23 protein-coding genes and 1 pseudogene are annotated in these 25,843 nt (G+C 72.7%); 10 read left to right on the top strand and 14 right to left on the bottom strand.

Features of this window, described 5'->3' with window-relative positions; all coding sequences use genetic code 11:
* A partial coding sequence (locus tag ACFSL4_RS19680) for a serine/threonine-protein kinase (RefSeq protein WP_381084390.1) occupies positions 1-1,567 on the bottom strand: 1,567 nt, incomplete at its 3' end.
* 66 nt (positions 1,568-1,633) lie between these two features.
* Complete coding sequence (locus ACFSL4_RS19675; protein WP_381084388.1) at positions 1,634-1,813, bottom strand: hypothetical protein; 180 nt, start codon at positions 1,811-1,813, stop codon at positions 1,634-1,636.
* Between the two features lie 180 nt (positions 1,814-1,993).
* On the opposite strand from ACFSL4_RS19675, the gene ACFSL4_RS19670 reads away from it, so the two are divergent.
* From ACFSL4_RS19670 to ACFSL4_RS19655, 4 genes are all read left to right on the top strand, one after another.
* The gene (locus tag ACFSL4_RS19670) at positions 1,994-3,349 is read left to right on the top strand and encodes an aspartate aminotransferase family protein (RefSeq protein WP_381084386.1); all 1,356 of its coding nucleotides are present in this window, start codon (positions 1,994-1,996) and stop codon (positions 3,347-3,349) included.
* A gap of 107 nt (positions 3,350-3,456) precedes the next feature.
* On the top strand, positions 3,457-4,146 hold the full coding sequence (locus tag ACFSL4_RS19665) for a GntR family transcriptional regulator (RefSeq protein ID WP_381084384.1): 690 nt from the start codon (positions 3,457-3,459) through the stop codon (positions 4,144-4,146).
* Positions 4,143-6,599 carry a dolichyl-phosphate beta-glucosyltransferase gene (locus ACFSL4_RS19660; protein WP_381084382.1) on the top strand — a complete coding sequence of 819 codons (2,457 nt, stop codon included), beginning with the start codon at positions 4,143-4,145 and terminating at the stop codon, positions 6,597-6,599. Before ACFSL4_RS19665 ends, ACFSL4_RS19660 begins: the two co-directional genes overlap by 4 nt.
* 68 nt (positions 6,600-6,667) lie before the next feature.
* Positions 6,668-7,318: a hypothetical protein gene (locus tag ACFSL4_RS19655; RefSeq protein ID WP_381084380.1), complete on the top strand. Its 651-nt coding sequence runs from the start codon at positions 6,668-6,670 to the stop codon at positions 7,316-7,318.
* Between the two features lie 4 nt (positions 7,319-7,322).
* On the opposite strand, the gene ACFSL4_RS19650 is transcribed toward ACFSL4_RS19655, so the two are convergent.
* Complete coding sequence (locus tag ACFSL4_RS19650; RefSeq protein WP_381084378.1) at positions 7,323-9,137, bottom strand: bifunctional metallophosphatase/5'-nucleotidase; 1,815 nt, start codon at positions 9,135-9,137, stop codon at positions 7,323-7,325.
* Between the two features lie 244 nt (positions 9,138-9,381).
* Complete coding sequence (locus tag ACFSL4_RS19645; protein WP_381084376.1) at positions 9,382-10,665, bottom strand: adenylosuccinate synthase; 1,284 nt, start codon at positions 10,663-10,665, stop codon at positions 9,382-9,384.
* 194 nt (positions 10,666-10,859) lie between these two features.
* Here ACFSL4_RS19645 and ACFSL4_RS19640 point away from each other — a divergent pair, with 194 nt between their 5' ends.
* Positions 10,860-11,756 (top strand): diacylglycerol kinase catalytic domain-containing protein, encoded by an 897-nt coding sequence (locus ACFSL4_RS19640; RefSeq protein ID WP_381084374.1) that lies wholly within the window; start codon positions 10,860-10,862, stop codon positions 11,754-11,756.
* 61 nt (positions 11,757-11,817) lie between these two features.
* Here the strand turns inward: ACFSL4_RS19640 and ACFSL4_RS19635 are convergent, their stop codons facing one another.
* Positions 11,818-12,315 (bottom strand): GbsR/MarR family transcriptional regulator, encoded by a 498-nt coding sequence (locus ACFSL4_RS19635; RefSeq protein WP_381084372.1) that lies wholly within the window; start codon positions 12,313-12,315, stop codon positions 11,818-11,820.
* A 112-nt stretch (positions 12,316-12,427) separates the two neighbouring features.
* On the opposite strand from ACFSL4_RS19635, the gene ACFSL4_RS19630 reads away from it, so the two are divergent.
* Positions 12,428-13,357, top strand: a complete 930-nt coding sequence (locus ACFSL4_RS19630; protein ID WP_381084370.1) for an ABC transporter ATP-binding protein — start codon at positions 12,428-12,430, stop codon at positions 13,355-13,357.
* Positions 13,354-14,964: an ABC transporter permease gene (locus tag ACFSL4_RS19625; RefSeq protein WP_381084368.1), complete on the top strand. Its 1,611-nt coding sequence runs from the start codon at positions 13,354-13,356 to the stop codon at positions 14,962-14,964. Before ACFSL4_RS19630 ends, ACFSL4_RS19625 begins: the two co-directional genes overlap by 4 nt.
* 7 nt (positions 14,965-14,971) lie before the next feature.
* On the opposite strand, the gene ACFSL4_RS19620 is transcribed toward ACFSL4_RS19625, so the two are convergent.
* The 4 genes and pseudogenes from ACFSL4_RS19620 to ACFSL4_RS19605 all read right to left on the bottom strand — a co-directional run bounded on the left by ACFSL4_RS19620 (position 14,972) and on the right by ACFSL4_RS19605 (position 18,041).
* Positions 14,972-15,562, bottom strand: coding sequence for a Uma2 family endonuclease (locus tag ACFSL4_RS19620; protein ID WP_381084739.1), 591 nt, complete (start codon positions 15,560-15,562; stop codon positions 14,972-14,974).
* An 87-nt stretch (positions 15,563-15,649) separates the two neighbouring features.
* Complete coding sequence (locus ACFSL4_RS19615) at positions 15,650-16,870, bottom strand: cytochrome P450 (protein ID WP_381084366.1); 1,221 nt, start codon at positions 16,868-16,870, stop codon at positions 15,650-15,652.
* A gap of 74 nt (positions 16,871-16,944) precedes the next feature.
* Positions 16,945-17,013, bottom strand: a pseudogene (locus ACFSL4_RS19610) (DNA-binding response regulator); the annotation flags it as partial.
* A gap of 65 nt (positions 17,014-17,078) precedes the next feature.
* A complete protein-coding gene (locus ACFSL4_RS19605) occupies positions 17,079-18,041 on the bottom strand; it encodes an alpha/beta hydrolase family protein (protein ID WP_381084364.1) in 963 nt (320 codons plus the stop codon).
* 258 nt (positions 18,042-18,299) lie between these two features.
* Here ACFSL4_RS19605 and ACFSL4_RS19600 point away from each other — a divergent pair, with 258 nt between their 5' ends.
* Positions 18,300-18,995 (top strand): TetR/AcrR family transcriptional regulator, encoded by a 696-nt coding sequence (locus ACFSL4_RS19600; RefSeq protein WP_381084362.1) that lies wholly within the window; start codon positions 18,300-18,302, stop codon positions 18,993-18,995.
* 813 nt (positions 18,996-19,808) lie between these two features.
* Here ACFSL4_RS19600 and kynU read toward each other — a convergent pair.
* Together kynU and ACFSL4_RS19590 are read right to left on the bottom strand one after the other, a co-directional pair.
* On the bottom strand, positions 19,809-21,032 hold the full coding sequence (kynU, locus tag ACFSL4_RS19595) for a kynureninase (RefSeq protein WP_381084360.1): 1,224 nt from the start codon (positions 21,030-21,032) through the stop codon (positions 19,809-19,811).
* Positions 21,025-21,882, bottom strand: a complete 858-nt coding sequence (locus ACFSL4_RS19590) for a tryptophan 2,3-dioxygenase family protein (RefSeq protein WP_381084358.1) — start codon at positions 21,880-21,882, stop codon at positions 21,025-21,027. Before ACFSL4_RS19590 ends, kynU begins: the two co-directional genes overlap by 8 nt.
* A gap of 206 nt (positions 21,883-22,088) precedes the next feature.
* On the opposite strand from ACFSL4_RS19590, the gene ACFSL4_RS19585 reads away from it, so the two are divergent.
* Complete coding sequence (locus tag ACFSL4_RS19585) at positions 22,089-22,496, top strand: hypothetical protein (protein ID WP_381084356.1); 408 nt, start codon at positions 22,089-22,091, stop codon at positions 22,494-22,496.
* Positions 22,497-22,508: 12 nt separating this feature from the next.
* The gene (locus ACFSL4_RS19580; RefSeq protein WP_381084354.1) at positions 22,509-22,928 is read left to right on the top strand and encodes a DUF3151 domain-containing protein; all 420 of its coding nucleotides are present in this window, start codon (positions 22,509-22,511) and stop codon (positions 22,926-22,928) included.
* Between the two features lie 108 nt (positions 22,929-23,036).
* On the opposite strand, the gene fbaA is transcribed toward ACFSL4_RS19580, so the two are convergent.
* From fbaA to ACFSL4_RS19565, 3 genes are all read right to left on the bottom strand, one after another.
* Positions 23,037-24,068: a class II fructose-bisphosphate aldolase gene (gene fbaA, locus ACFSL4_RS19575; protein WP_381084352.1), complete on the bottom strand. Its 1,032-nt coding sequence runs from the start codon at positions 24,066-24,068 to the stop codon at positions 23,037-23,039.
* Positions 24,069-24,235: 167 nt separating this feature from the next.
* The gene (pyrE, locus tag ACFSL4_RS19570) at positions 24,236-24,784 is read right to left on the bottom strand and encodes an orotate phosphoribosyltransferase (RefSeq protein WP_381084350.1); all 549 of its coding nucleotides are present in this window, start codon (positions 24,782-24,784) and stop codon (positions 24,236-24,238) included.
* Positions 24,785-24,830: 46 nt separating this feature from the next.
* Positions 24,831-25,619: an aldose epimerase family protein gene (locus tag ACFSL4_RS19565; RefSeq protein ID WP_381084348.1), complete on the bottom strand. Its 789-nt coding sequence runs from the start codon at positions 25,617-25,619 to the stop codon at positions 24,831-24,833.
* Positions 25,620-25,843 lie beyond the last annotated feature (224 nt).

The following is a 25,843-nucleotide window of genomic DNA, read 5'->3' as shown; positions in this document are numbered from 1 at the left end:
GCGGGGGCGGGGTGCTCCCGTCCGAGGCGTCGGGCGCGGGGGCGTGCTCGGGGGACGCGGGTGCGTCCGCCGGGGGCCGCTTGGTGAGGTCGGCGGAGGCCTCCGCCGCGCCGGGTCCGAAGCCGGCCGCGGCACCGTTCACCGGACCCCCGGCGCCGTTCACCGCGCCCCCGGCGCCCTGCATCGCGTCCCCGGCGCCCTGCATCGCGCCCCCGGCCCCGGCCACGGCCCCGCCCACGGCACCGGCCGCGTGCCCCCCGCCACCGGGCACGTGTCCCTCGGCACCAGGCGCTTGTCCCTCGGCACCAGGCGCTTGTCCGGCGCCGGGAGGCCGTCCCCCGTCACCGGGAACCTGCCCGTCGCCACCGGGCGGCCATCCGTGACCACCGGCTGCTTGTCCACCCGCGCCGGGTGCGGGCACGCCGCCAGGCAGCCATCCCCCGTCGGCGGGCGCAGGCCCGCCCGCGCCGGGCGCATGGCCCCCGCCACCGGGCGCCTGTCCTTCGGGGGCCGGCGTGCTCGTCGCGCTCGCCGCGGCGGGGGGCGTGGCCGGGGTCCGGCCGCCGGCGTGCGGCGGCGTCTGCGCGGGTGCCGGGGCCGCCGGGCCCGTCCCCTCCTCCGGGTTCTCGGCGTCCAGCAACCGCACGGCGTGGCGGCCGAGTTGGGCGACCAGGGCGCTCGGCAGCCAGGGGTCCCGGGTGCGGCCGCCGGAGACCGTGTCCCCGGCGCCCGTCCGTTCCAGGATCTGTGCCGGGGTGGGCCGTGCGGCGGGGTCCTTGCGCAGGCAGTCCCGCACGAGATCGGCGAGGTCCTCCGGTATGCCCCTCAGGTCGGGGTCCTCCTCGGCGATGCGGAACAGCAGGGCGTGCACCCCGCTGTCGGCGGTGCCGAAGGGCAGGACGCCGGTGGCCGCGTACGCGAGGACGGACCCCAGGCAGAAGACGTCGCAGGCGGGCGTGATGCGGTCGCCGCGCACCTGCTCGGGCGCCATGAACCCGGGGGACCCGACGAGCGCCCCGGTGCGGGTGAGCCCGGCGGCGGTGACCGTCTCCAGGGCGCGGGTGATACCGAAGTCGATCACCCGCGGTCCGTCGATGGTCACAAGGACGTTGGAAGGTTTGAGGTCGCGGTGGATGAGCCCGGCGGCGTGGATGTCCTGCAGGGCGTGGGCGAGCCCGGCGGCCAGGATGCGCACGGACCGCTCGGGCAGGGCGCCGTGGTCGTGCGAGACCACGGTCTGGAGCGTGGGCCCGGCGACGTACCCGGTGGCGACCCAGGGGATCTCGGCCTCGGTGTCGGCGTCGAGGACGGGCGCCGTCCAGTGGCCGCCGACCCGCCGCGCGGCCTGCACCTCCTGCCGGAAGCGGGCCCGGAACTCCTCCTGCTGGGCCAGCTCCCGCCGGACCAGTTTCACGGCGACGGTACGTCCCCGGTCGGAGCGGGCCAGGTACACGTTGCCCATGCCGCCGGCCCCGAGCCGGGCGATCAGCCGATAGGCACCGATCCTCCCCCGGAGCAGAAAGCCCGGGGGCACCCCCATCGGATCACCGGCCCCGAGCTTCTCCATCGCCGCCTCACCTACCCCCCTGACTGTGCGACAGCCCGAGGATAGTGCTGCCGTACGGGAAGTCGGTCAGGGCGGGGTCCACGGTTCCGTAACGGGCCCCTGGTCCTCCTGTGCAAGCCCGTCCCCCGCCGCCGACGGCCGCTCCGGGACCCGGACCGTCTCGGCGAACCCCGCGTCCCCGAGGGCCTCGGCGAGCCGGTCGGCGAGGGTGTCGTACACGGCGAGATGGACGGGTCTGCGGCTCATCGCTTCTCCTCGGAGGCGGAAGCGTGCACCGACACCCGCAGGGGCATATGTCAGCACGCTGTCATTGCGGCAGAATGCTGTCGACGAACCCCTCGTTCGACAACCTGTCCGCGTTCCCGCCCCGACCGCAGACAGGACGCCGATGTCGCGTCCGCATCCCGGACGCCTACGCTCGCCCGCATGACCCCTCAGCCCAGCCCCCAGGCCGGCGCCGCCGTCAAGGCCGCGGACCGTGCGCACGTCTTCCACTCCTGGTCAGCGCAGGAGCTCATCGACCCGCTCGCCGTCGCCGGTGCGGAGGGGTCGTACTTCTGGGACTACGACGGCAACCGCTACCTCGACTTCTCCAGCGGGCTCGTCTACACCAACATCGGCTACCAGCACCCCAAGGTCGTCGCCGCGATCCAGGAGCAGGCCGCCACCCTGACCACGTTCGCGCCCGCCTTCGCCATCGAGGCCCGCTCCGAGGCCGCCCGGCTGATCGCCCAGCGCACCCCCGGCGACCTCGACAAGATCTTCTTCACCAACGGCGGCGCCGACGCCGTGGAACACGCCGTGCGCATGGCGCGGATCCACACCGGGCGCCCCAAGGTGCTGTCCGCGTACCGCTCGTACCACGGCGGCACCCAGCAGGCCGTGAACATCACCGGCGACCCGCGACGCTGGGCCTCCGACGGCGCCGCGGCGGGCGTCGTGCACTTCTGGGCGCCGTACCTGTACCGCTCGCGCTTCTACGCCGAGACCGAGCAGCAGGAGTGCGAGCGGGCGCTGGAGCACCTGGAGACGACCATCGCGTTCGAGGGCCCCGGAACCATCGCCGCGATCATCCTGGAGACCGTCCCCGGGACCGCCGGGATCATGGTCCCGCCGCGCGGCTACCTCGCGGGCGTCCGCGAACTGTGCGACAAGTACGGGATCGTCTTCGTCCTCGACGAGGTGATGGCGGGCTTCGGGCGCACCGGAGAGTGGTTCGCCGCGGACCTCTTCCAGGTGACCCCCGATCTCATGACCTTCGCCAAGGGCGTGAACTCCGGCTATGTGCCGCTCGGCGGCGTCGCCATCTCCGGTGCGATAGCCGAGACCTTCGGCAAGCGGCCCTACCCGGGCGGTCTCACCTACTCCGGGCATCCGCTGGCGTGCGCCGCCGCCGTCGCCACGATCAACGTGATGGCCGAGGAGGGCGTCGTCGCGAACGCCGCGGTCGTCGGGGCGCAGGTCATCGAGCCGGGTCTGCGTGAACTGGCCGAACGCCACCCGTCGGTGGGCGAGGTGCGGGGCGTGGGCATGTTCTGGGCCCTGGAACTGGTGAAGGACCGCGAGACGCGGGAGCCGCTCGTGCCCTACAACGCTGCCGGTGAGGCGGCCGCGCCGATGGCCGCGTTCGCCTCCGCCGCGAAGGCGGGCGGCCTGTGGCCCTTCGTGAACATGAACCGCACCCACGTGGTGCCGCCCTGCACCATCACGGAGGCGGAGGCCAAGGAGGGCCTCGCGGCCCTGGACGCGGCGCTGTCGGTGGCGGACGAGTACACGGCGTGAGCCAGGCGTGCGGCGGCACGCGCACAACCCCCACCGCGTAAGGTGACGTGCTCGGAGAGACATGTGTCCGACACGTACCCGTACGCGGATGGGGGACCCACACCACCATGCCCGGCAATGGCGCCGTTACCCGTAGCACCCTGCGGCAGCAGATCGCGGACGCGCTCCGCGACGAGGTGCTGGCCGGCCGGATGCAGCCGGGGCAGGAGTTCACGGTGAAGGAGATCGCCGAGCAGTACGGCGTCTCCGCCACCCCGGTGCGCGAGGCCCTGGTCGACCTGTCGGCCCAGGGCCTGCTGGACGCGGTCCAGCACCGGGGGTTCGAGGTCCACGCCTACTCCCTCGACGACTACCGCGGCATGATCGAGGCCCGCAGCCTCGTCACCGACGGGATCTTCCACCGGCTCGTGCACGGCGAGGGGGGCGCCGCCGCGGACGACCCCCGCCGCGCCGCCGCCCTCGCCGTGGTGCGGCGCCGCGGCGAGGAGGCCGAGCGCGCCGCCTCGGCCGGCGACCTGAACATCCTCATCGGGTACGACCTGCGCTTCTGGCGCGAACTGAGCGCCCTGTTCGGCAACCCCTACCTGGCCGACTTCCTGCACCGGCTGCGCGTGCGGTCCTGGGTCTGCGCCGTCCAGCACCTGCGCCGGGCCACCGACCTCAGGGGCCGGCTGTGGTCCGGGCACACCGGCCTCGTCGACGCCCTGGCCCGCCGCGACAGCGACGCGGCCGGCGCCGTCCTGGCCGCGTACAACGCGCACTCCCTCGCCCTGCTCGAACACCTGGCCGCCCGATGAGCGCCACGGAGGCCGCGGACGCCATGGAGGACGTGCCGGCCATCTCCATCGACCTGTCCGTCGTCGTCCCCGCCTACAACGAAGAAGAGCGGCTGCGTCCCACCCTCGACGCCATCACCGGGTACCTGAGCGCGAACGAGGGCCGCTTCGGCGCCTGGGAGCTCCTCGTCGTCGACGACGGGTCCACCGACGGCACCCGGGACATCGTCACCGCGGTCTCGGCCCGCGAGCCGCGTGTGCAGCTCGTCGCCAGCCCCCGCAACCGCGGCAAGGGCAACGCCCTGCGCCTGGGCGTCCTCGCCTCCTGCGGCCGCCGCGTCCTGGTCACGGATGCCGACCTGGCCGCCCCCATCGAGGAACTGGCGGCCCTCGACGAGGCGATGAGCGAGGGCCGCTTCGCGGCGATCGGCTCCCGCGCCGCACCCGGCGCGACCATAGAGCGGCGCCAGCACCGGATGCGCGAACTGCTCGGGCGCGCCGGGAACGTCCTGATACGCCGGATCGCCGTGCCCGGCGTCCAGGACACCCAGTGCGGCTTCAAGCTCTTCGACGGCGACCGCGCCCGCGAGGCGTTCACCGCGTCCCGGATCAGCGGCTGGGGCATCGACGTGGAGATACTCCAGCACTTCCGCCGCTCGGGCTGGCCGGTCACCGAGGTGCCGGTGCGCTGGGCCCACCAGCCCGGCTCCAAGGTGCACGCCCTCGACTACGCCCGGGTCCTGGCCGAGCTGACCGTGCTCAAGGTCCGCGCCGTGCGCCCCGCCGACGTCCTCGCGGTGGCCGCCTTCCTGCTGATGTCGCTGGCCCTGTACTCGGGCCGCTGGGCGGGCCCGGACCACCGCTACCTGCCGGACTCGCTGCAGGACCAGAACCAGTGGGAGTGGTTCTTCGCGGTGACGGCCGACAACGTCGCCCACCTGCGGGACCCGCTCTTCACCACCCTCCAGGGCTTCCCCGACGGCGTGAACCTCATGGCCAACACGGTCATGCTCGGCCTGACCGTGCCGTTCACACCGGTCACCCTGCTGTTCGGCCCCGCCGTCTCCCTCGCGCTGGTGATGACGCTCGGGCTCGCGGCCACCGCCGCCGCCTGGTACCGGCTGATCGCCGAGCGGGTGGTGCCGACCCGCGGCGCGGCCTTCATCGGCGCGGCGCTCGCCGCGTTCGCGCCCCCGATGGTCAGCCATGCCAACGCGCACCCCAACTTCGTCGTCCTGTTCATGATCCCGCTGATCGTGGAGCGCGTGCTGCGGCTGTGCACGGGCGCGCGGGTCGTCCGGGACGGCGTCGTCCTCGGGCTGATGACGGCGTACCAGATCTTCCTCGGCGAGGAACCGCTGCTGCTGGCGTCGCTGGGCATGGTGCTGTTCGCGGGCGCCTACGCGGTCGTACGCAGGGACGTGGCGAGGGCGGCCTGGCGCCCGCTGCTGAAGGGCCTGGCGATCGGCGCGGGGGTGTGCCTGCCGCTCGTCGCGCTCCCCCTGTACTGGCAGTTCTTCGGCCCGCAGAGCTACACGAGCGTGCTGCACGGCGACAGGGCGGGCAACAGCCCCCTGGCCCTGTTCTCCTTCTCCGGACGCTCCCTGGTCGCCGGCGACGACGCGATGGCGAACGCGCTCTCCCTCAACCCCACCGAGCAGAACGCCTTCTACGGCTGGCCGCTGGCGGCCCTGGCCTTCGCGATCGTGATCCGGCTGTGGGAGCGCGCCCTGGTCAAGGCCCTGGCGTTCACGGCGGTGGCCGCGGGACTGCTCTCCCTGGGCCCGCGCTTCCAGATCCCGCTCACCCACTCCACGGTCCCGGGCCCGTGGGCGCTGCTCGCGGACAAGCCCCTGTTCGAGTCGGTCATCGAGGGCCGGGTCGCCATGATCTGCGCGCCCGTCCTCGGCATGCTGGTGGCGGTGGCGGTCGAGCGGCTGGTGCACACGCCGAGCATCGGCAACCAGTTCATCGGCCTGACGGCGGTCGCCGCCGCGCTCATCCCGATCGTTCCGGCGCCGCTGAGGGCGGTCGAGCGCGCTCCGGTGCCGGCCTTCATCGCGGACGGGACGTGGAAGTCGTACGTCGGCAGGGACGAGACGCTCGTGCCCATTCCGCTGCCCGACTCGGGCAACGCGGAGGCACTGCACTGGCAGACCGCGGCGGGCCTGCGGTTCAAGCTGCCCGGCGGCTACTTCAACGGCCCCTACGGCAGCGAGCGCATCGGCATCTACGGCGCCTCGCCCCGCTACACCTCGAACATGCTGCGCGACATCAGCTTCACCGGCGTGGCCCCCGTGATCGGCGAGAACTGGCGGGCGCAGGCGCGCCGGGACTTCGCCTACTGGAAGGCGGGGGTGCTGGTGCTGCCCCCGCAGCAGTACCAGGACAAGCTGCGTGAGACCGTGGACAAGCTGGTGGGGCGGCCGGGTAGGTGGGTCGGCGGGGTGTGGGTATGGGACCTGCACGGCTGAGGCACCGCGCCCTCACGCCCACGACCACTACGCTGCCTGCACCACACCGATGACCGAGGAGCTTACTGTTGGCCTGTGACCTGTGGCTGGTCCCGCTCGTCGACGTGTTGTGCCACACTCCCGACAATCCCTTCGCCGAGGAACTCGCCCTCTACGACAAGGTGCTGGGCGAGGCCGGGCTGCCGCCGGTACCGGTGTACCAGTACATGCCGGGGCTGACCGGCGATGTCGCGCCGGTCGCGGGTTTCGACTACGACGCGCTGCACTTCCTGCGCCGCGCGTACCTGCTCCAGGTGTGCGGTCTCGCCGTGACCCCCATCGACGAACTGGGCGGGGACTACGAGCAGTTGCTGGAGATGTTCGAGTCGACGGCCCAGCAGTCCCACCTGGTGTGGCACTACGACCACGCGGGCGCCTACGTCCCGGTGGACTTCCCGCACCCCCTGTCCAACGACGAACTCCTCGCGAGCGGCGGCCCGCTGGGCTCGTCCCAGTCGCTGCTGCGGGAGCTGGAACTGGTGGCGCCGTCGATCGGCATCGACCCGGCCAACCCGCCCGTCACCCCCGCCCCCCCGCTCGCGCCCACCGCGCTGGAGGAGCCCGCGCCGCCCGCCCCGTACGATCCGAGCCCCTTCGCCCGCGAACGGCACGTGTGGCTGGGTCTGCACGCGGCGGCGACGCGGAGCCTGGCCCAGGGCTCGATGATCGTCTTCAGCTGATCCGTCAGGCCGGGAAGACCGGGGTTCCGTCCTGCGTCAGCCGCCAGTTGGCGTCCGCGAAGTCCGCCGGGTCCAGGGTGCCCTTGGACGTCACGTAGTCGATCATCAGCTGGCGGATCTCGTTGGTGGAGCTGTAGGCGATGTCGGCGGCGGCGATGTGCGGGTAGCCGCTGCCGCCGTTGGCGCGGTAGTTGTTGACGGCGACGACGAAGACCTGGTCGTCGGTGACGGCCGCGCCCCGGTAGGTGAGGTTCTTGATCCGCGATCCCTCGGGCTGCGCGATGTCGATCTCGTAGTCGACGCCGGCGGCCGTGTCGTACATGTAGTCCCAGAAGTTGTCGGCGTTGGTGAGGGTCGCGGTGTCGACCTTCGTGCCGGACGGGACCTGGTGGTAGTACTTCGCCGCGTACTCCAGGTAGTCCCTGAGCTGGGCGCCGGTGAGCTTCTTGCCGTACAGGGTGTTGTCGTAGATGTAGAGCCCGGCGATGTCCTTGATGGTCACGCTCCCGGCGGGGATGTCGGCGGTGCGGCTGAAGGGCGCGGCCACCGAGATCAGCGGGAGGGCGGCGTCGGCGGTGGAGAGCCCGGCCGCGACGGCCTTCATCTGGACCTCGTGGATGAAGTCCATGACGGGGACGTCCTTCCAGCAGGACTCGGCCGCCGACAGGTCCTGGGTGCAGATGCCCACGGGTGTGTTGACGTACTGCACGACGAGGTCGTGGTCGGCCTTGAGGAGCCGGGTGATCTCCGGGTCCTCCTCGGCGTCCTTCGGGTCGAGGGTCTGCGCCGTGGTGCCGGTCACCTTCCACTGTCCGTGGTGGAGTTCGAGCTCGAAGTCGAAGACGGTCAGGCGCATGCCCCAGCAGTAGGGCTCGGACAGGACGACGTCCTTGCCGGTCTCCTGGTTCTTGACCGTGTAGGAGGGGACCTCGACATGGGTGTGGCCGACGAGGATGGCGTCGATGCCGGGGACCTGCTCGGCGACGAGGTTGGAGGCGTTCTCGACGTAGGGGAGTTCACTGCCGTACGAGGAGGACCCGTCGAGCCCGGAGTGGTCGGTCAGGAAGACGACGTCGCAGCCGAGGGCGCGCAGCCGCGGCACGTACTTCCTCGCCTGCTCGACGAGCCCGGGGAAGACCATCCTGCCGCCGACGTTGTCCTTGTCCCACAGCGCGATACCGGGGTTGGTGAGACCCAGGATGCCGACCTTGATGTCCGGGGCCCCCGGCACACGGATCCGCTTCACGGTGTACGGCCGGAAGGCGGGCCTGAGGGTCCTGGCGTCGAGGGCGTTGGCGCCCAGCAGCGGGAAGTGGCACTGCTCCTCGAACTTCCGCAGCACCTCGATGCCGTAGTTGAACTCGTGGTTGCCGAGCGCGGCGGCGTCGTACCGCATGGCGTTCATGGCGACCGCCATCGGGTGCTCGGGGGCGTCGGCGCCGGTGATGGGATCGACGCGGGCGTAGTAGTACGCCAGGGAGGTCCCCTGGATGATGTCGCCGGCGTCGACGAGCAGCACCCGGTGCTCGCCCTTGGTTTCCCGCTGCTGCCTGATGAGCGTGGCGACACGGGCCACGCCGACGGAGTTGCCGGCCTTGTCGCTGTAGGCGGCGTCCTTGTAGTAGTCCCAGTCGAAGACGTGGCTGTGCAGGTCGGTGGTGCCCAGGATGGAGAACGACCAGGTGCGGTGCTCGTGTTCGGGCTTCCGCTCGGCCGCGCGGGCGGGGGCGGCCGCGAGGGTCCCCGCCGCGGCCACGGCCGCACCGGTGACGGCCGACTTCTGCATGAACGCGCGGCGGTTCATGGGGGTGACGGGCATACGGGTCTCCTGGGTCGCGCGCGAGGGGCGGATGGACGAGCTGTGCGGGACTACACGCGTAGAGCGTGGCGTCACCGCGCCCCACCGGGAACCAGGAACAAGCCATGTCCGGGTCAAGGATGCGTCAGCGGCCCCTCGCCGAAGCGGAGCAGCACCGCGCACGGACCCCCCGCCAGAGCGGAGCAGCACCGCGCGTGGGCCCCGCGACCGGGTCGCGGGGCCCACGCGTGGGGCGACGCGCGCGTCAGAGGAACGAGTTGATCTCGATCGTCTCGTCGCGGCCCGGGCCGACGCCGATCGCCGAGATCGGCGCGCCCGACATGTCCTCAAGCGCCTTGACGTAGTTCTGGGCGTTCTTGGGAAGGTCAGCGAAGGTCTTGGCCTTCGTGATGTTCTCCTGCCAGCCCGGGAGGTACTCGTAGACCGGCTTCGCGTGGTGGAAGTCCGTCTGGGAGTAAGGCAGTTCCTCGACGCGCTTGCCGTCGATCTCGTAGGCCACACAGACCGGGATCTGCTCCCAGCCGGTGAGGACGTCGAGCTTGGTGAGGAAGAAGTCGGTCAGGCCGTTGACCCGGGTCGCGTAGCGGGCGATCACCGCGTCGAACCAGCCGCAGCGGCGGTCACGGCCGGTGGTGACACCGCGTTCGCCGCCGATGCGCCGCAGCGCCTCGCCGTCCTCGTCCAGCAGCTCGGTCGGGAAGGGGCCCGAGCCGACACGCGTGGTGTACGCCTTCAGGATGCCGATGACGCGGCTGATCTTCGTCGGGCCGACGCCGGCGCCCGTGCAGGCACCGCCCGCGGTGGGGTTCGACGAGGTCACGAAGGGATACGTGCCGTGGTCGATGTCCAGCAGCGTGCCCTGGCCGCCCTCGAAGAGGACGACCTTGCCGGCCTCCAGCGCCTGGTTGAGGACCAGGACGGTGTCGGCGACGTACGGCCTCAGCTTCTCGGCGTAGCCCAGCAGCTCCCCGACCACCTGCTCCACGGCGATCGCGCGCCGGTTGTAGAGCTTGGTGAGGATCTGGTTCTTGGCGTCGAGGGCCGCCTCGACCTTCTGCGTCAGGATCGACTCGTCGTACAGGTCCTGGACCCGGATGCCGACCCGGTTGATCTTGTCGGCGTACGTCGGGCCGATGCCGCGGCCGGTCGTGCCGATCTTCCGCTTCCCGAGGAAGCGCTCGGTCACCTTGTCGACCGTCACGTTGTACGGCGTGATGATGTGCGCGTTCCCGCTGATCAGGAGCTTGGACGTGTCGACGCCACGCTCGTTCAGACCGCTCAGCTCGGAGAGCAGGACCGATGGGTCGACGACGACGCCGTTGCCGATGACGGGCGTACATCCGGGCGAGAGGATTCCGGAAGGGAGGAGGTGGAGGGCATACTTCTGGTCACCCACGACCACCGTGTGGCCCGCGTTGTTGCCACCCTGGTAGCGCACCACATAGTCCACCGAACCACCGAGCAGATCGGTGGCCTTTCCCTTCCCTTCGTCACCCCACTGAGCACCGAGCAGCACAAGTGCGGGCACGCGCGTACACCCCTTCCGGGCGGGGCATGTCCAGGGTCGGGGGAGTACGCGGTGGTCCACCGCCGCGTGCACCGCGACCATCGTTGGCCGCAAACCGTCGGACCGGATGCCCCGGAATAGACGAAGCCCCTGGCGCAATATCGCAAGGGGCTCTTGCACAAAGATGCTACCCGAGGAAGCGAGGCAGGACCGAGGTGGCGACTTCCGACCAGTTGCTGGTGGTCATCGACCCGGTCGCTCGTCACAGTGACGGTGAGTCGGTACGGATCGCGAAGGACGTGCTCAGCGCGGGTGCGGCCACGAAGATATGCCTCCCTGAGGGGCCGGAGGAATTCGCCCGCGCACTGGCGCGCAGAGGGTCGCGGCGGCCGGTGGTCGTGGGCGACGACCGGGCGCTGCTGCGCGCGGTGACGCTGCTGCACCGGCGGCGGGAGCTGGGCGCGACGGGCCTGTCGCTGGTCCCGGTCGGGGCCTCGCTGTCACTGGCCTGGTCCCTGGGGGTGCCGACGGGGGCGGTGGCGGCGGCGCGTGCCGTCCTGGACGGGGTGGAGCGGCGGCTGGATCTGCTGGTGGACGACAGCGACGGGCTGGTGCTCGGGGATCTGCGGATTCCGTCGCTCCCGGCCGCCGCGCCGGCTCCGGCCTCGCCGCCGGTGCCGTCCGGGCGCCGTGCTTCGCCGGCCGGCGCCGAGCCCTCGCCGGCCCCCGGGCCGTGGCTGCGGATGCGCCGGTCGCTGGTGCGGACGCTGGCGGCACGCCCGCCCCGGCTCTCGGGCCGGTCAGGGCCCGGGCCGTCCCGGCTGCGGGTCGAGGTCGACGGCGTGACGCTGGTGGACCTGGACCAGCCGGTGGAGGGGGTGTGCGTGGCGCCGGGGAATCCGGGGGTGGCCGAGGTCGAGGTGCGGCCGGTCTCGGTGGGGGCCGAGGCGACGGCGCTGCGCGCGTCGGGGCGGAAGGTGACCGTGTCGGGGGCGGACTTCCGGTACCGGGCGGACGCGGTGGTCGCGGGTCCGGTGCGGACGCGGACGTGGGTGGTGAGGGAAGCGGCGTGGGGGCTGACGCTGCCCGCCACGGGCGTGTCGGGGGTGTGAGTGCGCGGAGGGCGCGGCCTCGGCGCGCCGGCGTTCTGCCCCCGCCGTACGCCGGCGGTGCTCAGCCCTCGCCGTAGAGCTTCTCCCGGTGGACGCGCCAGCGTTCCATCATCTGGGCCAGCTCGCCTTCCACGAACTCGAAGAAGGCGAGGGTCTCCGCCAGGCGCCGGCCCGCCGGGGTGGCCACGCCGAGGCTGTCGACCCCGTCCCGCAGGGCGTGCTCCCAGCGCTTGAGCACCGCGTCGCGGTTGGTCAGCGCCTCGTACCACTGGTTGCTGCTGACCCGGTACCGCTCGCGGCGCGAGCCGGGTTCGCGCTCCCGGGAGACCATGTGCTGCTGGGCGAGGTACCGCACCGCGCCGGAGACGGCGGCCGGGCTGACCTGGAGCCGTTCACCGAGTTCGGCGGCGGTCAGGGAGCCGGAGTCGGAGGCCAGCAGGGCCGCGAACACCCGGGAGGGCATGCGCTGCATCCCGGCCTCGACCAGTTGCGCCGCGAAGCCCTCCACGAATTTCGAGACGGCCTCCGGGTCGCGCTCCACCGCGCTCGGTCCGCTCATCTCCCGATCATCTCCCCTGCCTGTCTGCCCGTCTGCCCGCCCTGAGTGTATCCGCGGTTTTATACACTTCCTTAACTTCACAAGTTTCTGAAACCAGCGTAACTTCTGAAGCATGACGAAGGCCATCACCGTCGCGGGACTCCACAAGTCCTTCGGCAGGACGCATGCGCTCGCCGGTCTCGACCTGGACGTCGAGGCCGGCGAGGTCCACGGTTTCCTCGGCCCGAACGGCGCCGGGAAGTCCACCACCATCCGGGTCCTGCTGGGCCTGCTGCGCGCCGACTCCGGCGCCGCCCAGGTGCTCGGCCGCGACCCGTGGGCGGACGCGGTGGAACTGCACCGCCGGGTCGCCTACGTCCCCGGGGACGTGACGCTGTGGCGCAACCTCTCCGGGGGCGAGGTCATCGACCTGTACGGGCGCCTGCGCGGCGGCCTCGACCAGCGGCGCCGGGCCGAACTGGTCGAGCGGTTCGAACTGGACCCGACCAAGAAGGGGCGCACGTACTCCAAGGGCAACCGGCAGAAGGTCGCCCTCGTCGCCGCCCTCGCCTCGGACGTCGACCTGCTCATCCTCGACGAGCCCACATCGGGCCTCGACCCGCTGATGGAGGAGGTCTTCCAGCGCTGCGTCGAGGAGGAACGCGAGCGCGGCCGGACCATCCTGTTGTCGAGCCACATCCTCAGCGAGGTCGAGGAGCTCTGCGACCGGGTGAGCATCATCCGCAACGGCCGCACCGTCGAGAGCGGCTCGCTCGCCGATCTGCGCCATCTGACCCGCACCAGCGTCACCGCCGAGCTCGTCGCACCGCCCAACGGGCTGTCCGGGCTGCCCGGCGTGCACGACCTCGACGTCCGGGGCCACCGCGTCCGGCTGCAGGTCGACACCGACAAGCTGGACGGCGTGCTCAGGTCGCTGAGCGAGTCGGGCGTGCGGTCGCTGACGTCGACGCCGCCCACCCTGGAGGAACTGTTCCTGCGGCACTACCAGGAGGAGCCGCCCGCCGCCGGAGCCGAGCAGGCCGGGGAGGCGGTGTCCCGATGACCGCCGTGGCGTCGGCCTTCGCGGTACGGGACGGGGGATCCCGCCCGCTGGCCGGTACGGGAACGCTGTTCAGGTTCGCCCTGCGCCGCGACCGGGTGATGATCCCGGTGTGGGTCGCGGTGAACGCGCTGATGGTGCTGTCGATGCCCAACACCCTCAAGGGGCTGTACGGCACGCCGGCCGCACGCGCCGAACTGGCCGCGCAGATGTCCGCCAACACGTCGCTGCGCGCCATGGTCGGGCCCGTCTTCGGCCAGTCGATCGGCGCGCTCACCGCCTGGCGCGTCGGCGTCTACGCCGGACTGCTCGCCGCGATCATGAGCCTGCTCATCGTGGTCCGGCACACCCGGGACGAGGAGGAGAGCGGACGGCAGGAGCTGATCTCGTCGGCGATGGTGGGCCGGCGCGCCCCGCTGACGGCGGCACTGTCCACGGCGCTGACCGCCAACCTCCTGCTCGCCCTGCTGGTCACCGCGGGCCTCGCCGCCCAGGGCGCCGTGGGGGCGCTGGCGCTGGGGCTCGGGATCGCCGGGGTGGGCATGGCGTTCGCCACGCTCGCGGCCATCGCCGCGCAGCTCACGGAGAGCGCACGGCTGACGCGCGGGCTGACCGCCGCCGGGCTGGGCGCGGCCTTCGTCCTGCGGGCCGCGGGCGACGCCGCGACGAACGACGGCTCGTCCGTCATGACCTGGCTCTCCCCGATCGGCTGGCTGGAGAACGAGCGGCCCTACGCCGGCGAGCGCTGGTGGGTGCTGCTGCTGTTCGCGGCCGCGGCGCTGATCCAGTCCTGGGCGGCCTACACCCTCGCCGACCGCCGCGACGTCGGCATGAGCTTCCTGCCCACCCGGCCCGGCCCGGCCACCGGTGGCCTCGGCTCGGCGGAGGCCCTGGCCTGGCGGCTGCAGCGGGGCGGTGTGCTGGGCTGGAGCATCGGCTTCTTCCTCGGCGGAGTCGTCTACGGCGGGATGACACAGGGAGCGGCGGACCTCGTCGGCGACAACGAGAAGGCCCGCGAGATCTTCCAGCGCATGGGCGGCCAGTCCGGGCTGACGGACGCGTTCCTCGCCGCGATCGCCGGCATCATGGGCCTGGTCGCGGCCCTGTACATCGTGGCGTCGGTGCTGCGGCTGCACGGCGAGGAGACATCGGGACGGGCGGAGCCGGTGCTGGCGACCGCGGTGGGCCGGCTTCGCTGGGCCGCCGGCCATCTGGTGATCGCCTTCGGCGGCTCCGTGCTGATCATGCTGCTGGCGGGCCTGGGCATGGCGGCGGGCTACGGCAAGGAGGCCGGCCCGATCCTGGGCGCCTGCCTGGCCCAGTTGCCGGCGGTGTGGGTGATCGGCGGCCTGGCGGTCCTGCTGTACGGCGTGCTGCCGCGGGCCGGGGTGGCGGCGTGGGCCGTGGCCGGGGCGGCCCTGCTGATCGGCTGGATCGGTCCCGCGCTCGACGCTCCGCAGATCGTGCTGGACCTGTCGCCGTACGGGCATCTGCCGAAGCTGCCGGGCGGGGAGATGGCCTGGGGGCCGGTGCTGACGCTGACCGGGATCGCGGTGGTGATGGTGGCCGGGGGGCTGGTGGGGCTGCGGAGGCGGGACCTGACGACGTGAGGGGCGTTCAGTCGGCGTACTTCTTGAGTTCCTCGGTGTCGAGTTCGACACCGATGGGGTCCGGCAGCGTGATTCGGCCGCCGAACCGGACCGTATGGACGGACTGGTAGCCGACCCCCGGATCAGGGTCGCTGTGCACGAGGACTGTGAGGTTGTCCCGGTCGATCAGCAGGTAGACCGGGATCCCCGCTTCGGCATAGCCGCGAGGCTTCTCCACGCGGTCGCGGTTGTGCGTGTCCGAGTCGTACGAGGTGATCTCGACCGCCATGAGCACCCCGTCGGGATCGGCCCAGTCGCCCTGGCCCACGAAATGATCAATCGGGGCGAGCACGCCGTCGGGCAGGGCGCGGCCCTTGCGGTAGGCCTCCGCCTTCAGCCCCTGCAAGGGGTTGAGGTCGAGTTCGGGCCGGGCCTGGATGCATCGGCGGAGCAGCCACATGATGATCGCGCCGTGGTTGCCGTCCGTCATGCCCTTGACCCCGATCCGCCCGTTGATGAACTCCAACCTGACGGTGTCGAGCTCTTTGGCCACGACTGCGGCAAGCTCCTCGAAATCCTCTACGGACATCTGGTCCGTGCGCTGCGCCATAACCGTCATGGTGCCCCCCTTTGCAGGCACGAGCCAGTGTGCCGAGCTGTCAGTGCTGACCGGCGACATCGGTCGCATGATCATCCGAACGGGTGATCATGCGATCTCCACCTCCAGCCCCTTCAGCCCCCGGATCACGAAGTTCGGCTTCCGCTCCGGCTCCGCCGCCAGCCGCAGGGTCGGGGCCCGCTCCAGCAGCGCCGTCATCGACGCCGTCAGCTCGATGCGGGCGAGCGGGGCGCCGATGCAGTAGTGGATGCCGGCGCTGAAGGAGATGTGCGGGTTGTCCCGGCGGGCCAGGTCGAGGCGCTCGGGGGCGTCGAACACCGCGGGGTCGTGGTTCGCGGAGCCGAACAGCATCGCGATCTCCGCGCCCCGCGGAATCACCGTCCCGTCGATCTCGATCTCGTCGAGGACCCAGCGTTCGAAGAGCTGCAGCGGGGTGTCGTAGCGCATCAGCTCCTCCACGGCGGACGGGACCAGGGAGTGGTCCGCGCGCAGGGCCGCCAGCCGGTCCGGGTGACGCAGCAGCGCCCACCAGCCGTTCACCGTGGCGTTCACCGTGGCCTCGTGACCGGCGTTCAGCAGCAGCACGCAGGTGGAGACCATCTCCTGCTCGGTGAGCCGGTCGCCCTCGTCGTGCGCCGCGATCAGGCCCGAGATCAGGTCCTGTCCCGGCCTCCTGCGGCGCTCCTCGATCAACTCCCGCAGATAGGCGGAGAACTCCACCGACGCCCGCACCGCCTTGCGCGCCGCCTCCTCGGACGGGTTCAGCTCGTACATCCCGCAGATGTCCGCCGACCAGGGGCGCAGCGGCGCGCGGTCCGCCTCCGGGATGCCCAGCATCTCGGCGATCACCGCGACCGGCAGCGGCTCGGCGACGTCCGTCAGCAGATCGCCGCCGCCCGCCTCCGCCAGACGGGACGCCAGGTCGCCGGCCAGCGCGCGCGCATACGGGCCGAGCCGCTCGACCGTGCGCGGGGTGAACGCCTTCGACACCAGCCGCCGGATGCGGGTGTGGTCCGGCGGCTCCAGGTCGAGCATGCCGTGGTCGTTGAGGGTGTGGAACGGCTCGTGCTCGGGCGGCGGGGCCGAGCGGCCGAAGTCCTCGTGGGTGAACCGGTGCCGGTACGTCCGGCCCAGGCGCCGGTCGCGCAGCAGCGCCGACACGTCCGCGTGGTGCGGGACCAGCCACTGGTCGCTGGGCTCGTAGTAGTGCACGCGGCCCCGCGCGCGCAGCTCGGCGTAGGCGGGGTAGGGGTCGGCGACGAACGCCGGGTCCCAGGGGTCGAACGCGAGGTGGGGTCGGGCTGCCATGACGGGACGCTAGCCCGGCCTCCCCGGGTCTGGCCAGACGTGCCCCGGCCGCCGCGGTCCCGGCCCCGGCGGGGTCAGCCCGGTGTCACCAGCCTGGTCTCGTACGCGAACACCGCCGCCTGCGTCCGGTCCCGCAGTCCCATCGGGAGGCCGGGCGGACGGGTGGGTCACCGGCACGGCGGCCTCCGCGGCGGCCTGCTCGGCGTGCCTACCACGCCAGTTGCGCGACCTCCTCCGCCACCACCGCGCACGCGTCCGCCGCCGGGTCGATCAGGGGGAAGTGGCCGACGTCCTCGAGAAGGGTGAGGCCGACGACCTCGCCCGCCCTCGCCGCCGCCTCCGCGTACGACTCGGCGACGGCCTGCGGGACCACGATGTCCGTGCGGCCCTGCACCAGGGTCGTGGCGATGCCGGTGGGCAGCAGCAGGGCCGGGTCCGCGTACGGCTGCCGCTCCGCGAACAGGGCCTCACCGCCCAGGAACTGGACGGTGGCCCCGGCGCACACCTCCAGCTTGCGGGCGATGTGGAAGTCCGCGATCGGGGCGAGCGCCACGACGCCGCGCAGCGGGGCCGGGCGGTCCGTGCGCCACGGGGAGTCCGCCGGGAGCACGTGGCGGGCCGCGGCCCACAGCGCGAGGTGGCCGCCCGCCGAGTGACCGGTGATCACGGTACGGCGCGGATCCGCCTGCGGGAGCGCCTCACGCACGAGCGCCGGGAGCGCGTCGAGGGCGACCGCGACATCGTCGAACGTATCCGGCCAGCGGCCCGCGACCGGCCCCGTGCCGCCGCTCCCGCCCTCGCGGTCGGCCTGGGCGGGGATGAGCACGCCCCGGCGGTACTCGACGTTGGCCACGGCGAAGCCCCGACGGGCCAGGAAGTCGGCGAACGGGGTGATGTGCGCGCGGTCGTACGGCGCCCGCCACGCGCCGCCGTGCAGGACGACGACGAGGGGGGCGAGGTCCGTCGCCCCGGTCGCCGTGCGTTCCGCCTCCCGCGGGGCGTAGAAGTCGATCACCTGGTCCGGGTGGTCGCCGTAGGCGGCGGTGGCGTCGGGGTCCACCGGCGCGTGCGAGAAGGCGGACGCTTCCTCCGCGGCGTCCCGGGCCGCGGCGTCCCGGGCGGACGCGTCGTCCGGTTCTGCGGCATCGCGGGGGGCGGCGTCGTCCGGCATGCTCCAACCTCTCAGCGGCGAAACGGATTTGGGTACGTGGTGGCGCGGTGGCCGGAAACAGAACCGGCCGTTTGCGGGGACGGTATCAGGCGGGTGACGTGCGCCGGCATGGGGTTGTCACGCTCGGTGAGGGGCAAACGGATCCACCGTTCCGTTACGGTGTGCGGCGGAAGCGTTCCGTCAGCTCAGCGCGTCCGTTCGTCGTTCGGTGTCCTGTTCGGCGCTGTGACGACGGTGCCTTTCACGCCAGGAGGTTCCATGTCCGAGGCCATGCCCGAGGCCCAGTTGGAGGCCAAGTCCGAGGCCGAGTCCCAGGCCGAGTCGGGGGCCGTGTCCCCCGGCGCGGGGGCGCCCGAACCCGGCACCGTACGGCCCGGCGGGCGCACCGCGCGGGTCCGTACCGCCGTGCTGCGGGCGGCCGGGGACGTGCTGGCCGAACACGGGTTCGCACATCTGGACCTGGCGGACGTGGCACGGCGGGCGGGCGTCGGGAAGACGACCGTGTACCGGCGGTGGGGTTCGGCGACCGCGCTGGTCGCGGATCTCCTGTGCGACATGGCCGAGCAGTCGCTGCCGCGGGTGGACACCGGGTCCGCCCTCGGGGATCTGCGGGCCAACGCGGAGCTGGTGCGGCGGACGCTGGCGGACGAGCGGCAAGGGGCGCTGTTCCGGGCGGTGATCGCGGCCGGGGCGTGCGACGCGCGCACCGCGTCGGCGCTGCGCCGCTTCTACGAGGTCAGGGTCGCCGAATGGGAGCCGTGTGTGACGGCGGCGGTGGCACGGGGGGAGTTCCCGGAGGGGACGGACGCCGGGGCGGTCGTACGGGCCGTGTCGGCGCCGCTGTACTACGGGTTGCTGACCACGGGAGCGGCACCGGACCCCGCCGACGCGGACCGAGCGGCCCGCGCGGCGGCGGCCGCGGCGGCGGCAGGGGTGTACGTGCCGTCGGGGTGAACGCGGGAGCCGTGTCCCGGCGGTCCGCCGCAGCCGGTCGGCTCCCAGCGCTGTCCGGCGGGCGCCCGCCGGACCGACCGAAGCCGCACCCGGGCCGCCCAGGCCGGGCCGGACCGGACCGAGCAGAAACCGAACCAGGCCATGCCAAGCCGGACCAGGCCAGGCCGAGCAGGACCAGGCCGAGCAGGACCAGGCCGGGCCGAGCCGAACCGGGCCAAGCAGGACCAGGCCGGGCCGAGCAGGGCCGAACCGGGCCGGGCGGGAGCCGGACCAGGCCGAGCCGGGCGGGAGCCGGACCAGGCCGAGCCGGACCGGACTGGGCGGGAGCCGGACCAGGCCAGGCCGGGCGGGAGCCGGGCCGGGCCGAGCCGGACCGGACCGTACGGGAGCCGGACCAGGCCGAGCCGAGCCGGGCGGGAGCCGGGCCGGGCCAGGCCGGGCGGGAGCCGAACCGGGCCGAGCCGGACCGGACCGTACGGGAGCCGGACCAGGCCGAGCCGGGCGGGAGCCGGGCCGGGCCAGGCCGGGCGGGAGCCGGACCAGGCCAGGCCGGGCGGGAGCCGAACCGGGCCGAGCCGGACCGGACCGTACGGGAGCCGGACCAGGCCGAGCCGAGCCGGGCGGGAGCCGGGCCGGGCCAGGCCGGGCGGGAGCCGGGCCGGAGCCGGGTCCGGGGAGCTCGTCTCGGGCGCCCCGCACCGAGGCGGCCGCGGTCGCAGCGCTCCCCGGCGGCGGAGCCCGCGGTGTGACCGCCGCGCTCGCCGTCGCCGGGAAGCTCTCCCGTCCGTGCTGCGGCCGCCGCGGGGGCGCCCGTCAGGACAGGGTCCGTGCCAGGACCCGCGCCGCCCGTTCCACGTCCGCGAAGCCCACGTACAGCGGCGTGAACCCGAACCGCAGCACGTCCGGCGGCCGGAAGTCGCCGACCACCCCGCTGTCGATCAGCCGTTTCATCACGTCGCCCGCGCCGGGGCAGCGCAACGCCACCTGGCTGCCGCGCTCGGCGTGCGCCTCAGGTGTCAGCGACTCGACCGTGCCCGCGGGCACGTACGCCGCCACGCACTCCAGGAAGAAGTCCGTGAGCGCGAGGGACTTGGCGCGCACGGCGTCGACCGGCACGTCGTCCCACACCTCCAGCGCCGCCTCCAGGGCGAGCATGGACAGGATGTCCGGGGTGCCGACACGGCCGCGCACCGCGCCCTCCGCCGCCTGGTACTCCGCGCGCATGCCGAAGGGCTCCGCATGGGAGTTCCAGCCCGGCAGCGGGGAGTCGAAGCGGTCCTGCAGCTCCCGCCGCACGTACAGGTACGCGGGTGAGCCGGGGCCCCCGTTGAGGTACTTGTACGTGCAGCCGACGGCCAGGTCGACCCCGTGCTCGTCCAGACCGACCGGCAGGGCGCCCGCGCTGTGGCACAGGTCCCAGACGGCCACCGCGCCCGCCGCGTGCACCGCGGCCGTCAGGCCGGGCAGGTCGTGCAGCCGGCCCGTGCGGTAGTCGACATGGTTCAGCAGCACCGCCGCCGTGCGGCCGGTGAGCGCCCCGGGAACGTCCGCGGGGGCCACCGGGCGCAGCGTGCAGCCCGTCATCCGGGCCGCCGAGGCGGCGATGTACCCGTCCGTCGGGAACGTCGTGGCGTCGACCAGGATCTCGTCCCGGCCGCTCCCATCGTCCCCGCGGTCCCCGCCGTTCCCACCGCCGTCCCCGGCCATGCGCACGGCCGCCACCAGCGCCTTGAAGACGTTGACGCTGGTGGAATCGCCCACCACGATCTGCCCGGGCGCCGCCCCGACCAGCGGGGCGATCAGGTCGCCGATCCGTTCCGGCGCCGTCCACCAGCCGCTCTCGTCCCAGGAGCGGATCCGCAGTGATCCCCACTGCCTGCGGACGACGTCCTCCATCCGGCCCGGCACGGCCGTCGGCAGCGCGCCCAGCGAGTTGCCGTCCAGGTAGACCGCGTCGTCGAGCACGAACCTCGCGCGCAGCCCGGCCAGCCGGTCGGACGCGTCCAGCTCCTTCGCCTTCGCGGCCAGTTCAGACATGGGAGCGCGCCGTCCACAGCTCGGGGAACACGCTCTTCTGCGCCCGCTTCTCCAGCCAGGCCACCCCGGCGGAGCCGCCCGTGCCCTGCTTGGCTCCCATCGCCCGCCGGGTGGCCATCAGGTGGTCGTTGCGCCAGCGCCACACCAGCTCGGCCACGTCGGTCAGCGCCTCACCGAGGCGGGCGAGTTCATGTGTCGCGTCACCGGAGTAGATGGCGGCCCAGACCGCCTCCACCTCCTCCGACGGCTCGTAGCGGAGGGACGGGTCGCGCCGCAGCACGGCGTCCGGGACGGCGTGCCCGCGCCGGGCGAGCAGCCGCAGCACCTCGTCGTAGAGGCCGGGCTCGTGCAGCGCCTTCTCCAGTTCGGCGTGGACGCGGGGCGCGCCGCGGTGCGGGACGAGCATGGACGCGGACTTCTCGCCGAGCAGGAACTCCATCCTGCGGTACATCGCCGACTGGAAGCCGGAGCCCTCGCCGAGGGCGGAGCGGTAGGAGTTGAACTGGGCGGGCGTCAGCTGCGCGAGCGGCCGCCAGGACGCGTTCAGCGCCTCCAGCTCCCGTACGGACCTCTTCAGCGCGTCGATCGCCGTCGGAACCCGGTCCTCGCGCAGCGCGCGGGCCGCGGTCTCCCACTCGTGGACGATCACGGTGAACCACAGCTCCATCACCTGGGTGGTGACCAGGAAGACCATCTCTCCGGGGTCGTCGGAGAGGGTGTGCTGGAGGTGGGTGAGCACGTCCGCCTTGACGTAGTCCTCGTACGGTGTCGTGCCCTGGAAGTCGAGATGCGGGGTCTCGGGCTCCTGCGTCTCCGGGGTCTCCTGGGACTGGTGAGCCTGTTGGGACATCGCTGTCTCCTGTATGTGCTTCGGGTAGCGGTCCGCCCCTGCCGATGCCGGCACGGGGGCCCCGGTCCCCACCGGCATCCTGCGCAATGCCACCGGACACCGCAAGGCCCGTCGGCTGACAGGCGGACCACAGGGCGCTGACCTGCACTCTTCAGGGTCAGCCGAGGGTCGGCCGCCCGTCACGGCCAGGTGTGCTCGATGCGGTCGTGTCGCACCGCGTAGGCCGCTGGACCGCCCTTCTCGACGGCCCGACGGGGATCGGCCCGGCGCAGAACGGCAAGCACGGCGACGGCCGCGGGTCGGTGTCGGTGTCGCTGTCGCTGTCGCTGTCGCTGTCGCTGTCGGCGAGCGGAATCGGCGTCTGCCCCTCGGCCTGCGCGGGCGCGTGCACCGTTTCCTGCACGGTCGCGGCGGGTGCGGGCGTTGCCCCCCCCACGGCCGCCGGGCAGCTTTCGGTGCCGACGCGGCTTCGGCGGCTCGGGCGGCCCGTCCGGATCCGGGCCACCGCCGGGGACGTCGTGGAAGTACGTCCGGGTACGGATCTGCCCGGTAGGACGGTCTGCGCGGAGTGTGCCCTGCAGGCGTGGACGTCCCGAGCACTCGTCCGCAAGTGACAGACTGCCTCCATGACGACGCACAAGAACCTGCTCGGCGGCCCGGAACCGACGTACCTGCCGGAGAACGAAGAGGCGTACCGCCTGCTGAGCGAGGAGTCCCGGCCGCCGGCCGAGGTCGCCGCGAAGCACCCCACGTTCTCGCTCGCCTGGGCGATCCTCGCCGACGACGCCTTCGAGGCGGGCCGCGTGGTCGAGTCGTACGCGTACGCGCGCACCGGCTACCACCGCGGTCTGGACGCGCTGCGGCGGGCGGGGTGGAAGGGGCATGGACCCGTCCCTTGGGGCCACCGGGCCAATCAGGGGTTCCTGCGCTGCCTCGCCGCCCTCGCCCGCGCCGCCGGCGCGATCGACGAGAAGGACGAGGCGGAGCGTTGCCGGCAGTTCCTTCAGGACAGCAGCGCCGAGGCGTACACCGAGCTGAAGCGGTAGCCGTCGCGGCGGAGACGGCCGTGACGCCGTAGGGCACCGCCGCACCGGCCCGGAGGGCCGGCGAGCCCGGCTCCGCAGCAGCGTCGCCGGGCTCGTCGGAACCGTCCGTTACTTGATCCTGGTGCCGGTGGACCGGAGGTTGGCGCACGCCTCGACGACCCGCTTGGCCATCGACGCCTCCGCCAGCTTGCCCCAGCTGCGCGGGTCGTAGGTCTTCTTGGAGCCGACCTCGCCGTCGACCTTCAGGACGCCGTCGTAGTTCTTGAACATGTGGTCGGCGACGGGACGCGTGAAGGCGTACTGGGTGTCCGTGTCGATGTTCATCTTGACCACGCCGTTCTCCAGCGCGGTCAGGATCTCCTGCTCGCTGGAGCCGGAGCCGCCGTGGAAGACGAAGTCGAACGGCTTGCTGTCGGCCGGCCTGCCGTACTTGGCGGCGACGCCCTCGTTCAGCTCCTTCAGCAGCTCGGGGCGCAGGACGACGTTGCCCGGCTTGTACACACCGTGCACGTTGCCGAACGACGCGGCCAGCAGGTAGCGGCCCTTCTCGCCCAGGCCCAGGGCCTCCGCCGTTCGGTTCGCGTCGTCGACGGTGGTGTAGAGGGAGTCGTTGATCTCGTGGGAGACGCCGTCCTCCTCACCGCCGGTCGGGGTGATCTCCACCTCCAGGACGATCTTCGCGGCGGCGGCGCGGGCCAGCAGCTCCTGCGCGATCTGCAGGTTGTCGGCGAGCGTCTCCGCGGAGCCGTCCCACATGTGGGACTGGAACAGCGGGTTCTCGCCGCGGGCCACACGCTCCTCGGAGACCGCGAGCAGCGGACGTACATAGCCGTCCAGCTTGTCCTTCGGGCAGTGGTCCGTGTGCAGCGCGACCGTGATGTCGTACTTCGCGGCGACGATGTGCGCGAACTCGGCCAGGGCGACGGCGCCCGTGACCATGTCCTTCTTGTGCTGGCCGCCCAGGAACTCGGCGCCACCCGTCGAGATCTGGATGATGCCGTCGCTCTCGGCCTCCGCGAAGCCGCGCAGGGCAGCGTGCAGGGTCTGGGACGAGGTCACGTTGATGGCCGGGTAGGCGAACTTGCCAGCCTTCGCCCGGTCCAGCATCTCGTTGTAGACCTCGGGGGTTGCGATGGGCATCTGTCCGCTCCTTGTATGTGCGGGTCTCGTACCGGGGTACGAACGGGACTGCTGCTTACGGCCCTGACCTAGGGGGGTGCGACGTCATCGTCGTCCCCATCTTTCCAGACATGACCCGATGCTCAGGTCACGTTTCCGACCTGTGGACGTCCTCCCCCGCAGGGCGCTCAGTCGAGGCCGAGCTCGTCCTTCGCATAGGCGAAGCGATAGGGGACGCCGGCGCCCTCCTGGATCTTCTCGGCGGCGCCCGTGGCCCGGTCGACGATCGTCGCGACCGCCACCACCTCGGCGCCCGACTCGCGCACCGCCTCCACCGCGGTGAGCGGGGAGCCGCCGGTGGTGGAGGTGTCCTCGACGACCAGGACCCGGCGGCCCTTGATCTCCGGTCCCTCCACGCGCCGCTGCAGGCCGTGCGCCTTCGCGGCCTTGCGGACGACGAACGCGTCGAGCCTCCTCCCGCGCGCGGCGGCGGCGTGCAGCATGGCGGCCGCGACCGGGTCCGCGCCCATGGTCAGCCCGCCGACCGCGTCGAAGTCCAGGTCGGCGGTCAGGTCCAGCAGCACCTGGCCCACCAGTGGGGCGGCCTCCCCGTCGAGGGTGATGCGGCGCAGGTCGACGTAGTAGTCGGCCTCCAGGCCCGAGGAGAGGGTCACCTTGCCGTGCACCACGGCCTTGTCCTTGATCTGCTGCAGCAGGGCGCCGCGTACGTCACTCATACCGGTCAGCTTAAGGGCGCCGCGGGCCCCCGGGACTTGCCGCGGCTCACAGCCGGCGCCACGTCCAGGTGGTCGTGGCCTCCAGCGGCTCGATCGGCGTGACCAGGCGCGGAAGGGTGTTCAGGCCGTCCGGCGGCCCGGTCTGCGGCTCCACGCACACCGCCTCCGGCTGCTGGTCGTACACCACCACCCACTCCTCGCGGCTGATGACCGCCAACTCCAGCCGCCCCGGCCAGGTGAGAGTGACGTCCACGCCGCCGGGCATGCCGAAGCAGTCGTCCCAGGGGCCGGGCGTGGGCTCGATGCGGTTCCCCGTGGGCAGGTGGTCCTCCCCGCGCTCCTCCTGCCAGGCGGGGCTGAAGCCGATGCGGACGTCCTCGCCGTCCAGGGTGCGGTTGAACCAGGGGTGCCAGCCGGCCTGGGCCGGGAACGAGGAGTCGTACGTCTCCACGGACATGGTGAGCGTGAGCGAGTCCGCGGTGAGCGCGGCGAGCTGGGTGACACGGCCGGGGTAGGGCCAGGGGGCGACCAGGTCGTAGGTGAGGACGGCCTCGGTCCGCGCGGCACGGGCCACGCGCCAGGCGCCGTCGCGGACGGTGCCGTGGATGGCGTGCGGCGGGGAGTTGAGGGGCATCCGGTGGACCGTCGCGCCGTCGCGGAACCTGCCGTCGCGCATCCGCCCGCACCAGGGGGCCATGGGGAAGCATCCGAACCGCTCACCCTGGCGCAGCAGTTCCGCGCCGCCGACGCGCAGACTCCTTACCCGCCCGCCGTTCGCCGGCGCCAGCACGACTTCCGCGTCCCCCGCGGCCAACGTGATCTCGTCGTTACTCACGTGGCCGACCCTACTGGGCAGATCGGACCGATCAAGAGGGCACCGACCCGGCCGGGGCGTCCGCGGGGTCCGCACCGGCGCATCCCGCCGCCCGACGGCTGTGCGTCCCGGCGCGGTCGGCGGGAATGACTTCCGGCCGGCCACCGGCCGCGGCTCCCGATCAGCCGAGGACGGCACACCCCCCACGGCCGGCGACCACGGCTCCCAGCCAGGCCACGGCAACG

It is taken from the genome of Streptomyces caeni (genome assembly GCF_042678285.1).
GTDB classification, from domain to species: Bacteria; Actinomycetota; Actinomycetes; order Streptomycetales; family Streptomycetaceae; genus Streptomyces; species Streptomyces caeni.
Note: the sequence above shows the minus strand (reverse complement) of the source record. Positions and strands in the feature narration are given on the sequence as shown.

What these genes read in the sequence shown, in the direction of transcription:
- ACFSL4_RS19670 (WP_381084386.1), top strand. Translation starts at nt 1,994, where the DNA reads ATGACCCCTCAGCCCAGCCCCCAGGCCGGCGCCGCCGTCAAGGCCGCG.
- ACFSL4_RS19625 (WP_381084368.1), top strand. Translation starts at nt 13,354, where the DNA reads ATGACCGCCGTGGCGTCGGCCTTCGCGGTACGGGACGGGGGATCCCGC.
- ACFSL4_RS19675 (WP_381084388.1), bottom strand. Translation starts at nt 1,813, where the DNA reads ATGAGCCGCAGACCCGTCCATCTCGCCGTGTACGACACCCTCGCCGAC.
- kynU (WP_381084360.1), bottom strand. Translation starts at nt 21,032, where the DNA reads ATGTCTGAACTGGCCGCGAAGGCGAAGGAGCTGGACGCGTCCGACCGG.
- ACFSL4_RS19605 (WP_381084364.1), bottom strand. Translation starts at nt 18,041, where the DNA reads ATGCCGGACGACGCCGCCCCCCGCGATGCCGCAGAACCGGACGACGCG.
- ACFSL4_RS19665 (WP_381084384.1), top strand. Translation starts at nt 3,457, where the DNA reads ATGCCCGGCAATGGCGCCGTTACCCGTAGCACCCTGCGGCAGCAGATC.
- ACFSL4_RS19620 (WP_381084739.1), bottom strand. Translation starts at nt 15,562, where the DNA reads ATGACGGTTATGGCGCAGCGCACGGACCAGATGTCCGTAGAGGATTTC.
- ACFSL4_RS19580 (WP_381084354.1), top strand. Translation starts at nt 22,509, where the DNA reads ATGACGACGCACAAGAACCTGCTCGGCGGCCCGGAACCGACGTACCTG.
- ACFSL4_RS19590 (WP_381084358.1), bottom strand. Translation starts at nt 21,882, where the DNA reads ATGTCCCAACAGGCTCACCAGTCCCAGGAGACCCCGGAGACGCAGGAG.
- ACFSL4_RS19650 (WP_381084378.1), bottom strand. Translation starts at nt 9,137, where the DNA reads ATGCCCGTCACCCCCATGAACCGCCGCGCGTTCATGCAGAAGTCGGCC.
- ACFSL4_RS19660 (WP_381084382.1), top strand. Translation starts at nt 4,143, where the DNA reads ATGAGCGCCACGGAGGCCGCGGACGCCATGGAGGACGTGCCGGCCATC.
- ACFSL4_RS19635 (WP_381084372.1), bottom strand. Translation starts at nt 12,315, where the DNA reads ATGAGCGGACCGAGCGCGGTGGAGCGCGACCCGGAGGCCGTCTCGAAA.
- ACFSL4_RS19630 (WP_381084370.1), top strand. Translation starts at nt 12,428, where the DNA reads ATGACGAAGGCCATCACCGTCGCGGGACTCCACAAGTCCTTCGGCAGG.
- fbaA (WP_381084352.1), bottom strand. Translation starts at nt 24,068, where the DNA reads ATGCCCATCGCAACCCCCGAGGTCTACAACGAGATGCTGGACCGGGCG.
- pyrE (WP_381084350.1), bottom strand. Translation starts at nt 24,784, where the DNA reads ATGAGTGACGTACGCGGCGCCCTGCTGCAGCAGATCAAGGACAAGGCC.
- ACFSL4_RS19615 (WP_381084366.1), bottom strand. Translation starts at nt 16,870, where the DNA reads ATGGCAGCCCGACCCCACCTCGCGTTCGACCCCTGGGACCCGGCGTTC.
- ACFSL4_RS19600 (WP_381084362.1), top strand. Translation starts at nt 18,300, where the DNA reads ATGTCCGAGGCCATGCCCGAGGCCCAGTTGGAGGCCAAGTCCGAGGCC.